General features: G+C 50.3%; 25 protein-coding genes. All 25 read left to right on the top strand.

The genetic code is table 11. The features are described 5' to 3' along the window. The coding region (locus CRO33_RS23855; RefSeq protein ID WP_255253311.1) for an EF-Tu/IF-2/RF-3 family GTPase at nt 1-570 on the top strand (570 nt) is incomplete at its 5' end. A gap of 179 nt (nt 571-749) precedes the next feature. Continuing rightward, nucleotides 750-944, top strand: coding sequence for a bacterioferritin-associated ferredoxin (bfd, locus tag CRO33_RS23850; protein WP_034830760.1), 195 nt, complete (start codon nt 750-752; stop codon nt 942-944). A gap of 104 nt (nt 945-1,048) precedes the next feature. After that, entirely contained in the window at nt 1,049-1,531 is a 483-nt protein-coding gene (gene bfr / locus CRO33_RS23845; RefSeq protein WP_034830757.1) for a bacterioferritin, read from the top strand. A 323-nt stretch (nt 1,532-1,854) separates the two neighbouring features. Next, entirely contained in the window at nt 1,855-2,166 is a 312-nt protein-coding gene (gene rpsJ / locus CRO33_RS23840) for a 30S ribosomal protein S10 (protein WP_006120582.1), read from the top strand. 32 nt (nt 2,167-2,198) lie between these two features. Beyond that, complete coding sequence (gene rplC, locus CRO33_RS23835; RefSeq protein WP_038644330.1) at nt 2,199-2,825, top strand: 50S ribosomal protein L3; 627 nt, start codon at nt 2,199-2,201, stop codon at nt 2,823-2,825. 10 nt (nt 2,826-2,835) lie between these two features. Then, nucleotides 2,836-3,441 (top strand): 50S ribosomal protein L4, encoded by a 606-nt coding sequence (rplD, locus tag CRO33_RS23830; RefSeq protein ID WP_034830751.1) that lies wholly within the window; start codon nt 2,836-2,838, stop codon nt 3,439-3,441. After that, nucleotides 3,438-3,740 carry a 50S ribosomal protein L23 gene (gene rplW / locus CRO33_RS23825; protein WP_034830749.1) on the top strand — a complete coding sequence of 101 codons (303 nt, stop codon included), beginning with the start codon at nt 3,438-3,440 and terminating at the stop codon, nt 3,738-3,740. Before rplD ends, rplW begins: the two co-directional genes overlap by 4 nt. 17 nt (nt 3,741-3,757) lie before the next feature. Beyond that, a complete protein-coding gene (gene rplB, locus CRO33_RS23820; RefSeq protein ID WP_034830746.1) occupies nt 3,758-4,579 on the top strand; it encodes a 50S ribosomal protein L2 in 822 nt (273 codons plus the stop codon). 16 nt (nt 4,580-4,595) lie between these two features. Then, nucleotides 4,596-4,874, top strand: coding sequence for a 30S ribosomal protein S19 (gene rpsS / locus CRO33_RS23815; protein WP_001138115.1), 279 nt, complete (start codon nt 4,596-4,598; stop codon nt 4,872-4,874). 13 nt (nt 4,875-4,887) lie between these two features. Further along, nucleotides 4,888-5,220, top strand: a complete 333-nt coding sequence (rplV, locus tag CRO33_RS23810) for a 50S ribosomal protein L22 (protein WP_007891659.1) — start codon at nt 4,888-4,890, stop codon at nt 5,218-5,220. Between the two features lie 17 nt (nt 5,221-5,237). Then, a complete protein-coding gene (gene rpsC / locus CRO33_RS23805) occupies nt 5,238-5,936 on the top strand; it encodes a 30S ribosomal protein S3 (protein ID WP_034830744.1) in 699 nt (232 codons plus the stop codon). A gap of 12 nt (nt 5,937-5,948) precedes the next feature. Continuing rightward, complete coding sequence (rplP, locus tag CRO33_RS23800) at nt 5,949-6,359, top strand: 50S ribosomal protein L16 (protein ID WP_002438716.1); 411 nt, start codon at nt 5,949-5,951, stop codon at nt 6,357-6,359. Further along, on the top strand, nt 6,359-6,547 hold the full coding sequence (rpmC, locus tag CRO33_RS23795) for a 50S ribosomal protein L29 (protein ID WP_034830743.1): 189 nt from the start codon (nt 6,359-6,361) through the stop codon (nt 6,545-6,547). Before rplP ends, rpmC begins: the two co-directional genes overlap by 1 nt. Beyond that, nucleotides 6,547-6,801 (top strand): 30S ribosomal protein S17, encoded by a 255-nt coding sequence (gene rpsQ, locus CRO33_RS23790; RefSeq protein ID WP_008104738.1) that lies wholly within the window; start codon nt 6,547-6,549, stop codon nt 6,799-6,801. Before rpmC ends, rpsQ begins: the two co-directional genes overlap by 1 nt. Nucleotides 6,802-6,970: 169 nt before the next feature. Continuing rightward, entirely contained in the window at nt 6,971-7,342 is a 372-nt protein-coding gene (gene rplN / locus CRO33_RS23785; protein WP_006120590.1) for a 50S ribosomal protein L14, read from the top strand. A gap of 10 nt (nt 7,343-7,352) precedes the next feature. Continuing rightward, nucleotides 7,353-7,667: a 50S ribosomal protein L24 gene (gene rplX / locus CRO33_RS23780; RefSeq protein WP_034830741.1), complete on the top strand. Its 315-nt coding sequence runs from the start codon at nt 7,353-7,355 to the stop codon at nt 7,665-7,667. Nucleotides 7,668-7,681: 14 nt separating this feature from the next. Next, nucleotides 7,682-8,221 carry a 50S ribosomal protein L5 gene (gene rplE / locus CRO33_RS23775; protein ID WP_013510763.1) on the top strand — a complete coding sequence of 180 codons (540 nt, stop codon included), beginning with the start codon at nt 7,682-7,684 and terminating at the stop codon, nt 8,219-8,221. 14 nt (nt 8,222-8,235) lie between these two features. Then, nucleotides 8,236-8,541 carry a 30S ribosomal protein S14 gene (gene rpsN, locus CRO33_RS23770; RefSeq protein ID WP_006120592.1) on the top strand — a complete coding sequence of 102 codons (306 nt, stop codon included), beginning with the start codon at nt 8,236-8,238 and terminating at the stop codon, nt 8,539-8,541. Nucleotides 8,542-8,573: 32 nt separating this feature from the next. After that, on the top strand, nt 8,574-8,966 hold the full coding sequence (gene rpsH / locus CRO33_RS23765; RefSeq protein WP_007891668.1) for a 30S ribosomal protein S8: 393 nt from the start codon (nt 8,574-8,576) through the stop codon (nt 8,964-8,966). A gap of 12 nt (nt 8,967-8,978) precedes the next feature. After that, nucleotides 8,979-9,512, top strand: coding sequence for a 50S ribosomal protein L6 (gene rplF, locus CRO33_RS23760; protein WP_034830740.1), 534 nt, complete (start codon nt 8,979-8,981; stop codon nt 9,510-9,512). A gap of 9 nt (nt 9,513-9,521) precedes the next feature. After that, nucleotides 9,522-9,875, top strand: a complete 354-nt coding sequence (gene rplR / locus CRO33_RS23755; protein WP_008104733.1) for a 50S ribosomal protein L18 — start codon at nt 9,522-9,524, stop codon at nt 9,873-9,875. Between the two features lie 14 nt (nt 9,876-9,889). Continuing rightward, entirely contained in the window at nt 9,890-10,390 is a 501-nt protein-coding gene (gene rpsE / locus CRO33_RS23750; protein ID WP_007891679.1) for a 30S ribosomal protein S5, read from the top strand. Nucleotides 10,391-10,395: 5 nt separating this feature from the next. Beyond that, on the top strand, nt 10,396-10,575 hold the full coding sequence (gene rpmD, locus CRO33_RS23745) for a 50S ribosomal protein L30 (protein ID WP_021186404.1): 180 nt from the start codon (nt 10,396-10,398) through the stop codon (nt 10,573-10,575). A 3-nt stretch (nt 10,576-10,578) separates the two neighbouring features. Then, a complete protein-coding gene (gene rplO / locus CRO33_RS23740; protein WP_034830738.1) occupies nt 10,579-11,013 on the top strand; it encodes a 50S ribosomal protein L15 in 435 nt (144 codons plus the stop codon). Between the two features lie 7 nt (nt 11,014-11,020). Beyond that, nucleotides 11,021-12,352 (top strand): preprotein translocase subunit SecY, encoded by a 1,332-nt coding sequence (secY, locus tag CRO33_RS23735; RefSeq protein WP_007891686.1) that lies wholly within the window; start codon nt 11,021-11,023, stop codon nt 12,350-12,352. The last annotated feature ends 8 nt before the right edge of the window (nt 12,353-12,360 follow it).

The following is a 12,360-nucleotide window of genomic DNA, read 5'->3' as shown; positions in this document are numbered from 1 at the left end:
GCAATCGACCTGCCGTTCCTGCTGCCAATCGAAGACGTATTCTCAATCTCAGGCCGTGGTACTGTTGTAACCGGTCGTGTTGAGCGCGGTATCGTTAAAGTGGGCGACGAAGTTGAAATCGTTGGTATCAAGGCGACTGTTAAGTCTACCTGTACTGGCGTTGAAATGTTCCGTAAGCTGCTGGACCAGGGTCAGGCGGGTGAAAACTGTGGTGTTCTGCTGCGCGGTATCAAGCGTGAAGACATCCAGCGTGGTCAGGTACTGGCTAAGCCAGGCACCATCAAGCCACACACCAAGTTCGTATCAGAAGTATACGTACTGTCTAAAGACGAAGGCGGCCGTCATACTCCGTTCTTCAAAGGCTACCGTCCACAGTTCTACTTCCGTACTACTGACGTGACTGGTAACGTTGAGCTGCCAGAAGGCGTTGAGATGGTAATGCCAGGCGACAACGTGAAAATGACCGTTGAGCTGATCCACCCAATCGCGATGGACCAGGGTCTGCGTTTCGCAATCCGTGAAGGCGGCCGTACTGTTGGTGCGGGCGTTGTTGCTGAAGTTCTCGCTTAATTGCGTTAATGTCGGTGGTTGCTTAGGTAGCCACCGCAGCACGAAAAGAGAGCACTTCGGTGCTCTTTTTTTTTTGCCTGAAATTCACCGCTCAAGCCAATCCCACACAAAAGCTACGTTTGAAATAAAAACCATTCTCATTTACACTTTGATCAGAATTTGTACTGGAGTCGCAGTAAATGTACGTCTGTCTGTGTAATGCCGTGAGTGACAAAACCCTCCGTGAAGTAGTGCGTCGCTATCAGCCCAAATCGATCCAACATCTTCGTCAACTGGTTCCTATCGGAAAACAGTGTGGTAAGTGCATCCGTTTTGCGCGCGAGATTATGGATGATGAGCTGCAGAAGGTACCGCTGTACAAAGAAATCGCTTAGGTCGACTCGACAGCCTCTGGCAATAACCACAAAAACAGTCCTGTTTTTTTGACTTCTTTTTATCCGCATCTACGATCTATTTACCTGGAAGCGGAGGAAGCAAAATGAAGGGCGACAGTAAAATCATAACTCATCTCAATAAACTGCTGGGGAATGAACTGGTTGCGATTAATCAGTACTTTCTTCATGCACGTATGTTCAAAAACTGGGGGCTTATTCGCCTCAACGATGTCGAGTATCACGAATCCATCGATGAAATGAAGCATGCGGACAAATACATCGAGCGCATTCTTTTCCTTGAAGGGATTCCAAATTTGCAGGATCTCGGCCGGTTGCGTATTGGTGAAGATGTCCCGGAAATGTTGCAATCCGATCTGACGTTGGAGTTAGAAGGGGCGAAGGATTTACGTGAAGCGATTGCCTATGCCGACAAGGTGCATGATTACGTCAGCCGCGACATGATGATTGAGATTCTGGGTGAGGAAGAGCATCACATTGACTGGCTGGAAACAGAACTCGACCTGATTCAAAAACTCGGTTTGCAGAATTACCTGCAGGCGCAATTAAAAGAAGAAAGCACAGACTAAAACCCTTTCGTTGTAGCAATGTCACAGAGCCTGTAGGGGGAAATATCGAGCCCCATACAGGCTTTTTCGTATTTAGTCCGCAATTGATGTGGTTAAAAACGCATCACGGGTTGCTTCCTGAACTGATTTGCGTATAATGCGCGGGCCTGCCGATATTGGTATGGCGCGATTCGAGCAGAATCGCAGGTGATAGCAAGCTATGTATCACCTGACAATACTCCCGATTGGGGAGTTATATGCTGAACGATTACACTCCTCCATCAATCGTAATGGGTGTGGGTAGTAATTCTTTTCGTTTATAAAATGTTTGGAGCCTTGGTCTCATGTCGAACCAAAGAATCCGTATCCGTCTTAAAGCGTTTGATCATCGCCTGATCGATCAATCAACCGCGGAAATCGTTGAGACTGCCAAGCGCACTGGTGCGCAGGTACGTGGTCCGATCCCGCTGCCAACTCGCAAAGAGCGTTTCACCGTTCTGATCTCTCCGCACGTTAACAAAGACGCGCGCGATCAGTACGAGATCCGTACTCACAAGCGTCTGGTAGACATCGTTGAGCCAACTGAAAAAACCGTTGATGCACTGATGCGTCTGGATCTGGCTGCCGGTGTTGACGTGCAGATCAGCCTGGGTTAATCAGGTCATCGAGCGATTGAGAGGTTGATACAATGATTGGTTTAGTCGGTAAAAAAGTGGGCATGACTCGCATCTTCACTGAAGATGGCGTTTCAATCCCAGTAACCGTAATCGAAGTTGAAGCAAACCGCGTTACTCAGGTCAAAGGCCTGGAAAACGACGGTTACCAGGCTATCCAGGTGACCACCGGTGCTAAAAAAGCAAACCGTGTGAGCAAGCCGGAAGCAGGTCATTTTGCTAAAGCTGGCGTTGAAGCTGGCCGTGGTCTGTGGGAATTCCGCACCGAAGGTGAAGAGTACTCAGTAGGCCAGAGCATCAGTGTTGAAATTTTCGCTGACGTTAAAAAAGTAGACGTTACCGGTACCTCTAAAGGTAAAGGTTTCGCAGGTACCGTTAAGCGCTGGAACTTCCGTACCCAGGACGCTACACACGGTAACTCCTTGTCTCACCGCGTTCCGGGTTCTATCGGTCAGAACCAGACTCCGGGCAAAGTGTTCAAAGGCAAGAAAATGGCTGGTCAACTGGGTAACGAGCGCGTAACCGTTCAGAGCCTGGAAGTGGTACGTGTTGACGCTGAGCGCAACCTGCTGCTGGTCAAAGGTGCTGTCCCGGGTGCAACCGGCAGCGACCTGATTGTTAAACCAGCTGTGAAGGCGTAAGGGGATAGCAATGGAATTAGTACTGAAAGACGCGCAGAGCGCGCTGACTGTTTCCGAAACTACCTTCGGTCGTGATTTCAACGAAGCGCTGGTTCACCAGGTTGTTGTTGCTTATGCCGCTGGTGCTCGTCAGGGTACTCGTGCGCAGAAAACTCGTGCTGAAGTAACTGGTTCAGGCAAAAAGCCTTGGCGCCAGAAAGGTACCGGCCGTGCGCGTTCAGGTTCTGTAAAGAGCCCGATCTGGCGTTCAGGTGGCGTGACCTTCGCTGCGCGTCCACAGGACCACAGTCAAAAAGTTAACAAGAAGATGTACCGCGGCGCGCTGAAAAGCATCCTGTCCGAACTGGTACGTCAGGACCGTCTGATCGTTGTCGAGACGTTCTCTGTAGAAGCGCCTAAAACTAAGCTGCTGGCACAGAAACTGAAAGACATGGCGCTGGAAGACGTGCTGATCATCACCGGTGAACTGGATGAGAATCTGTTCCTGGCTGCGCGTAACCTGTACAAGGTTGACGTGCGTGATGCAGCAGGTATCGACCCAGTTAGCCTGATCGCCTTCGACAAAGTCGTTATGACTGCGGAAGCAGTTAAGCAAGTTGAGGAGATGCTGGCATGATCCGTGAAGAACGTCTGCTGAAAGTCGTACGTGCACCGCACGTATCTGAAAAAGCATCTACTGCGATGGAAAAAAGCAATACCATCGTTCTCAAAGTTGCTAAAGACGCGACCAAAGCAGAGATCGTTGCTGCTGTTGAGAAGCTGTTCGAAGTTGAAGTTAAAGACGTAAACACCCTGGTTGTTAAGGGTAAAGTTAAGCGTCACGGACAGCGTATCGGTCGTCGTAGCGACTGGAAAAAAGCTTACGTCACCCTGAAGGAAGGCCAGAATCTGGACTTCGTCGGCGGCGCTGAGTAAGTCGGAGGAGAAAGACAATGGCAGTTGTTAAATGTAAACCGACATCTCCGGGTCGTCGTCACGTAGTTAAAGTGGTGAACCCAGAGCTGCACAAGGGCAAACCTTTTGCTCCGCTGTTAGAAAAAAACAGCAAATCCGGTGGTCGTAACAACAATGGTCGTATCACTACCCGTCATATCGGTGGTGGTCACAAGCAGGCTTACCGTATTGTTGACTTCAAACGCAACAAAGATGGTATCCCAGCAGTTGTTGAGCGTCTTGAGTACGATCCGAACCGTTCTGCGAACATCGCACTGGTTCTGTACAAAGATGGCGAGCGCCGTTACATCCTGGCCCCTAAAGGCCTGAAAGCTGGTGATCAGGTTCAATCTGGCGTTGATGCTGCGATTAAAGCAGGTAACACCCTGCCAATGCGTAACATCCCGGTGGGTTCTACCGTTCACAACGTAGAAATGAAACCAGGCAAAGGCGGTCAGATTGCTCGCTCAGCTGGTACTTACGTGCAGATCGTTGCGCGTGATGGTTCCTACGTAACCCTGCGTCTGCGTTCAGGCGAAATGCGTAAAGTCGAAATCGACTGCCGCGCAACCCTGGGCGAAGTCGGTAACGCTGAGCACATGCTGCGCGTTCTGGGTAAAGCTGGTGCAACCCGTTGGCGTGGTGTTCGTCCTACCGTTCGCGGTACTGCGATGAACCCAGTCGATCACCCGCACGGTGGTGGTGAAGGTCGTAACTTTGGTAAGCACCCGGTAACTCCGTGGGGCGTTCAGACCAAAGGTAAGAAGACCCGTAGCAACAAGCGTACTGATAAATTTATCGTACGTCGCCGTAGCAAATAATTTTAGAGGATAAGCCATGCCACGTTCTCTCAAGAAAGGTCCTTTTATTGACCTGCACTTGCTGAAGAAGGTAGAGAAAGCGGTGGAAAGCGGTGACAAGAAGCCCCTGCGCACTTGGTCCCGTCGTTCAACGATCTTCCCTAACATGATCGGTTTGACCATCGCTGTCCATAATGGTCGTCAGCACGTTCCTGTCTTTGTATCCGACGAAATGGTCGGCCACAAACTGGGTGAATTTGCACCGACACGTACTTATCGCGGCCATGCTGCAGATAAGAAAGCCAAGAAGAAATAAGTAGGAGGAAGAGATGGAAACTATTGCTCAACATCGCCATGCTCGTTCTTCTGCTCAGAAGGTCCGCCTTGTTGCTGACCTGATTCGCGGTAAGAAAGTGTCGCAGGCTCTGGATATTCTGACCTACACCAACAAGAAAGCTGCTGTGTTGGTTAAGAAAGTCCTGGAATCTGCCATTGCGAACGCCGAACACAACGATGGCGCTGATATCGACGATCTGAAAGTCGCGAAAATCTTCGTAGACGAAGGCCCAAGCATGAAGCGCATTATGCCGCGTGCGAAAGGTCGTGCAGATCGCATCCTGAAGCGCACCAGCCACATTACTGTGGTTGTGTCCGATCGCTGAGACTCTGGAGACTAGCAATGGGTCAGAAAGTACATCCTAATGGTATTCGCCTGGGTATTGTAAAACCATGGAACTCTACCTGGTTTGCGAACACCAAAGAATTCGCTGACAACCTGGACAGCGATTTTAAAGTACGTCAGTTCCTGACTAAGGAACTGGCTAAAGCGTCTGTATCTCGTATCGTTATCGAGCGTCCGGCTAAGAGCATCCGTGTGACCATTCACACCGCTCGCCCGGGTATCGTTATCGGTAAGAAGGGTGAAGACGTAGAAAAACTGCGCACGGTCGTAGCGAAAATCGCTGGCGTTCCTGCACAGATCAATATCGCCGAAGTCCGTAAACCGGAACTGGACGCTAAATTGGTTGCTGATAGCATCACTTCACAGCTGGAGCGTCGTGTGATGTTCCGTCGTGCGATGAAGCGTGCTGTTCAGAACGCAATGCGTCTGGGCGCGAAGGGTATTAAAGTCGAAGTTAGCGGCCGTTTGGGCGGAGCCGAGATCGCACGTACCGAATGGTACCGTGAAGGTCGCGTGCCACTGCACACTCTGCGTGCAGACATTGACTACAACACCTCTGAAGCGCACACCACTTATGGTGTAATCGGCGTTAAGGTATGGATCTTCAAAGGTGAGATCCTGGGTGGTATGGCTGCTGTTGAACAACCGGAACCGGCTGCTCAACCTAAAAAGCAGCAGCGTAAAGGCCGTAAGTAAGGAGAGTCGCTGATGTTACAACCAAAGCGTACGAAATTCCGTAAAGTGCACAAAGGCCGCAACCGTGGTCTGGCGCAGGGTACGGATGTCAGCTTCGGTACTTTCGGTCTGAAAGCTGTTGGCCGTGGTCGTCTGACTGCTCGTCAGATCGAAGCAGCACGTCGTGCTATGACCCGTGCAGTTAAGCGTCAAGGTAAGATCTGGATCCGTGTATTCCCGGACAAACCGATCACCGAGAAGCCGCTTGAAGTGCGTATGGGTAAAGGTAAGGGTAACGTGGAGTATTGGGTTGCCCTGATCCAACCGGGTAAAGTCCTGTATGAAATGGACGGTGTTCCGGAAGAGCTTGCCCGTGAAGCATTCAAGCTGGCAGCAGCAAAACTGCCTATCAAAACCACCTTTGTTACTAAGACGGTGATGTAATGAAAGCAAATGAGCTGCGTGAAAAAAGCGTTGAAGAGCTGAACGCTGAGCTTCTTAACCTGCTGCGTGAGCAATTCAACCTGCGCATGCAGGCAGCATCCGGCCAGCTGCAGCAGACCCATCTGCTGAAGCAAGTGCGTCGTAATGTTGCACGTGTTAAGACTTTACTGACTGAGAAGGCGGCGTAATGACCGATAAAATCCGTACTCTGCAGGGTCGTGTAATTAGTGACAAAATGCAGAAATCTGCAGTAGTTGCTATCGAACGTGTCGTGAAACACCCGATCTACGGTAAGTTCATCAAGCGTACGACTAAGCTGCACATCCATGACGAGAACAACGAATGTGGAATCGGTGACGTGGTAGAAATCCGCGAAACCCGTCCACTGTCTAAGACTAAGTCTTGGGCGCTGGTTCGCGTTGTAGAGAAAGCGGTTCTGTAATAGAATCCGTTTCCTCTAAAAAATAAAATGAACGGCTCGTCTGAGCCGTTCATTTTTTCTACCCATCTGCGAGAACCGGTGTTATAATGCCGCGCCCTCAATTATGGGGCTTTTTAACGACCTGAGGTTTGGGTCCCGAAGTAGTAGTTGACATTAGCGGAGCACTAAAATGATCCAAGAACAGACTATGCTGAACGTCGCCGACAACTCCGGTGCACGTCGCGTAATGTGTATCAAGGTTCTGGGTGGCTCGCACCGTCGCTACGCAGGCGTCGGCGACATCATTAAAGTTACCATCAAGGAAGCAATTCCTCGCGGTAAAGTTAAGAAAGGTGATGTCCTGAAGGCGGTAGTGGTGCGCACCAGGAAGGGTGTTCGTCGCCCGGACGGTTCTGTCATTCGCTTCGATGGTAATGCATGCGTTATTTTAAACAATAACAGCGAGCAGCCTATCGGTACGCGTATTTTTGGGCCGGTAACTCGTGAACTTCGTACTGAAAAGTTCATGAAAATTATCTCTCTGGCACCAGAAGTACTCTAAGGAGCGAGCAATGGCAGCGAAAATCCGTCGTAACGACGAAGTTATCGTGATTACCGGTAAAGACAAAGGTAAACGCGGTAAAGTAAAGAATGTCCTGACTTCTGGTAAGGTCATCGTTGAAGGTATCAACCTGGTTAAGAAACACCAGAAGCCGGTTCCGGCTCTGAACCAACCAGGCGGCATCGTTGAAAAAGAAGCTGCTATTCAGGTTTCTAACGTTGCAATCTTCAATGCGGCAACCGGCAAGGCTGACCGTGTAGGCTTTAGATTCGAAGAAGGCAAAAAAGTCCGTTTCTTCAAGTCTAATAGCGAAACTATCAAGTAATTTGGAGTAGTACGATGGCGAAACTGCATGATTACTACAAAGACGAAGTAGTCCAGAAACTCATGACTGAGTTCGGCTACAATTCTGTCATGCAAGTCCCTCGGGTCGAGAAGATCACCCTGAACATGGGTGTTGGTGAAGCGATCGCTGACAAGAAACTGCTGGATAACGCAGCAGCTGACCTGGCAGCAATCTCCGGTCAAAAACCGTTGATCACCAAAGCACGCAAATCAGTTGCAGGCTTCAAAATCCGTCAGGGCTATCCGATCGGCTGTAAAGTAACTCTGCGCGGCGAGCGCATGTGGGAGTTCTTTGAGCGCCTGATCACTATTGCTGTACCACGTATTCGTGACTTCCGCGGCTTGTCTGCTAAGTCTTTCGATGGTCGCGGTAACTACAGCATGGGCGTTCGTGAGCAGATCATCTTCCCAGAAATCGATTATGACAAAGTCGATCGCGTTCGTGGTTTGGATATTACCATTACCACTACTGCGAAATCTGATGATGAAGGCCGTGCTCTGCTGGCTGCCTTTGACTTCCCGTTCCGCAAGTAAGGTAGGGTTACTTAATGGCTAAGCAATCGATGAAAGCACGCGAAGTAAAGCGTGTGAAATTAGCAGACAAGTTCTTCGCTAAGCGCGCAGAACTGAAAGCGATCATTTCTGATGTGAACGCATCCGACGAAGATCGTTGGGATGCCGTTCTCAAGCTGCAGAGTCTGCCGCGTGATTCCAGCCCTTCCCGTCAGCGTAACCGCTGCCGTCAGACAGGTCGTCCGCACGGTTTCCTGCGGAAGTTTGGGTTGAGCCGTATCAAGGTCCGTGAAGCCGCAATGCGCGGTGAAATCCCGGGTCTGAAAAAGGCTAGCTGGTAATTGTCACCATTTGAATCACGGGAGTAACACAGATGAGCATGCAAGATCCGATCGCGGATATGCTGACCCGTATCCGTAACGGTCAGGCCGCGAACAAAGTTGCGGTCTCTATGCCTTCCTCCAAGCTGAAAGTGGCAATTGCCAACGTGCTGAAGGAAGAAGGCTACATTGAAGATTTTAAAATCGAAGGCGACATCAAGTCTGAGCTGGAAGTTACTTTAAAGTATTTCCAGGGCAAGGCTGTGGTAGAGAGCATTCAGCGTGTTAGCCGTCCAGGTCTGCGCATCTATAAGAAAAAAGATGAGCTGCCAAAAGTAATGGCTGGTCTGGGCATCGCTGTAATCTCTACCTCTAAAGGTGTCATGACTGATCGTGCAGCGCGCCAGGCTGGTCTTGGTGGCGAAATTATCTGCTACGTAGCGTAATCGGAGGATAAAATGTCTCGTGTTGCAAAAGCACCTGTCGTTGTTCCTGCGGGCGTAGAGGTAAAACTCAACGGTCAGGAAGTTTCGATCAAAGGCAAAAACGGCGAGCTGACTCGTACTATCAACAGTGCTGTAGAAGTTAAGCATGCAGACAACGCCCTGACTTTCGCTCCACGCGAAGGCTTCTCGGACGCTTGGGCACAGGCAGGTACTGCTCGTGCGCTGCTGAACGGCATGGTTATCGGTGTTACCGAAGGCTTCACCAAGAAGCTGCAACTGGTTGGTGTTGGTTATCGTGCAGCTGTTAAAGGCAACTCTGTGAGCTTGGCCCTGGGCTTCTCTCACCCTGTTGACCATGCACTGCCGGCCGGCATCACTGCTGAATGTCCAACTCAGACTGAAATCGTGCTGAAAGGCGCTGATAAACAGCTGATTGGTCAGGTTGCAGCGGATCTGCGCGCCTACCGTCGTCCTGAGCCTTACAAAGGCAAGGGTGTTCGTTACGCCGACGAAGTCGTGCGTACCAAAGAGGCTAAGAAGAAGTAAGGTAACACTATGGATAAGAAATCTGCTCGTATCCGTCGTGCGACCCGTGCACGTCGCAAGCTCAAAGAGCTGGGTGCTACTCGCCTGGTGGTACATCGTACCCCGCGTCATATTTACGCACAGGTGATCGCCCCGAACGGTTCCGAAGTTCTGGTTGCTGCTTCTACTGTAGAAAAAGCTATTGCCGAACAACTGAAGTACACCGGTAACAAAGACGCTGCTGCAGCTGTAGGTAAAGCTCTGGCTGAGCGCGCTGTCGAGAAAGGCATTACTAATGTTTCTTTCGACCGTTCCGGGTTCCAATATCATGGTCGTGTCCAGGCACTGGCAGATGCTGCCCGTGAAGCTGGCCTTCAGTTCTAAGGTAGAGGTCTAAGATGTCAAACATCGAGAAACAAGCTGGCGAACTGCAGGAAAAACTGATCGCGGTAAACCGTGTATCTAAAACTGTAAAAGGTGGTCGTATTTTCTCCTTCACCGCACTGACTGTAGTGGGTGATGGTAACGGCCGCGTTGGTTTTGGTTACGGTAAAGCGCGTGAAGTTCCAGCAGCGATCCAGAAAGCGATGGAAAAAGCCCGTCGCAACATGATTAACGTCGCGCTGACTCACGGCACCCTGCAGCACCCTGTTAAAGGTGCTCACACGGGTTCTCGTGTGTTCATGCAGCCAGCTTCTGAAGGTACCGGTATCATCGCCGGCGGTGCAATGCGCGCTGTTTTAGAAGTTGCTGGAGTGCATAACGTTCTGGCTAAAGCGTATGGTTCTACTAACCCGATTAACGTGGTTCGTGCAACTATCGATGGCCTGGGCAATATGAATTCTCCAGAAATGGTCGCTGCCAAGCGTGGTAAATCCGTTGAAGAAATTCTGGGGTAATCACGATGGCTAAGACTATTAAAATTACACAAACCCGCAGTTCAATCGGCCGCCTGCCTAAGCACAAAGCCACTCTGGTTGGCTTGGGTCTGCGTCGTATTGGTCATACCGTTGAGCGTGAAGACACGCCAGCAGTGCGCGGTATGGTTAACGCGATTTCCTACATGCTGAAAGTGGAGGAGTAAGAGATGCGCTTAAACACTCTGTCTCCGGCCGAAGGGTCTAAACACGCTTCTAAGCGTCTGGGTCGTGGTATCGGTTCTGGCCTCGGTAAAACCGGTGGTCGTGGTCACAAAGGTCAGAACTCTCGTTCTGGCGGTGGCGTACGTCGCGGTTTCGAGGGTGGTCAGATGCCTCTGTATCGTCGTCTGCCGAAATTCGGTTTCACCTCTCGCAAAGCAATGGTCACTGCAGAAGTTCGTCTGTCTGACCTGGCGAAAGTTGAAGGCGGTATTGTTGACCTGAATACTCTGAAAGCAGCCAACATCATCGGTGTTCAGATCGAGTTCGCGAAAGTGATTCTGTCTGGTGAAGTTTCTGCACCGGTAACGATTCGTGGTCTGCGTGTCACTAAAGGTGCGCGTGCTGCAATCGAAGCTGCTGGCGGTAAAATCGAGGAATAAGTAGCAGATGGCAAAGCAACCGGGATTAGATTTTCAAAGTGCCAAAGGTGGCTTTGGTGAACTGAAGCGCAGACTTTTGTTTGTTATCGGTGCACTGATTGTCTTCCGTATTGGCTCTTTTATTCCAATCCCTGGTATCGATGCCACTGTACTTGCCAAACTGCTTGAGCAACAGCGTGGCACCATCATTGAAATGTTCAACATGTTCTCTGGTGGTGCTCTCAGTCGTGCCTCAATCTTCGCACTGGGTATTATGCCGTATATTTCGGCCTCTATTATTATCCAGTTGCTGACGGTGGTTCATCCCGCGTTGGCCGAGATTAAGAAAGAGGGTGAAGCTGGTCGTCGTAAGATTAGCCAGTACACTCGCTATGGCACCCTGGTTTTGGCTGTATTCCAGTCGATCGGTATTGCTACCGGTCTGCCGAATATGCCTGGAATGCAAGGCCTGGTAATGAATCCAGGTTTCGCATTCTACTTTACCGCTGTTGTAAGTCTGGTTACCGGGACAATGTTCCTGATGTGGCTGGGCGAACAGATTACTGAACGAGGTATCGGTAACGGTATCTCGATCATTATCTTCGCAGGTATTGTTGCGGGTCTCCCGCCGGCCATTGGCCATACCATCGAGCAAGCGCGGCAAGGTGACCTGCACTTCCTCCTGTTGCTGTTGGTTGCAGTTCTTGTATTTGCAGTGACGTTCTTTGTTATTTTCGTTGAGCGTGGCCAGCGCCGCATTGTGGTCAACTACGCTAAACGTCAGCAAGGTCGTCGTGTATATGCTGCACAGAGCACACATTTACCGTTGAAAGTGAATATGGCGGGTGTAATTCCGGCTATCTTTGCTTCCAGCATTATTCTGTTCCCAGCAACCATCGCGTCATGGTTCGGGGGCGGAACCGGTTGGAACTGGCTGACAACAATTTCGCTGTATTTGCAACCAGGACAGCCGCTTTATGTGCTACTCTATGCGACTGCAATCATCTTCTTCTGTTTCTTCTACACGGCGTTGGTTTTCAACCCACGTGAAACAGCTGATAACTTGAAGAAGTCTGGAGCATTCGTACCGGGAATTCGTCCGGGAGAGCAAACGGCGAAGTATATCGATAAAGTAATGACACGTTTGACCTTAATCGGCGCACTGTACATTACCTTTATCTGCCTGATCCCGGAGTTCATGCGTGATGCCATGAAGGTTCCCTTCTACTTTGGCGGCACATCGCTGCTTATCGTAGTGGTTGTCATCATGGACTTTATGGCTCAAGTGCAAACTCTGATGATGTCGAGTCAGTATGAGTCTGCATTGAAGAAAGCAAACCTGAAAGGCTACGGCCGTTAATTCAGGCG

This window comes from Pantoea sp. GL120224-02, from assembly GCF_900215395.1.
Lineage (GTDB): Bacteria > Pseudomonadota > Gammaproteobacteria > Enterobacterales > Enterobacteriaceae > Pantoea > Pantoea communis.
The sequence above is the reverse complement of the archived record's forward strand: the minus strand, read 5'-3'. Positions and strand labels throughout refer to the sequence as shown.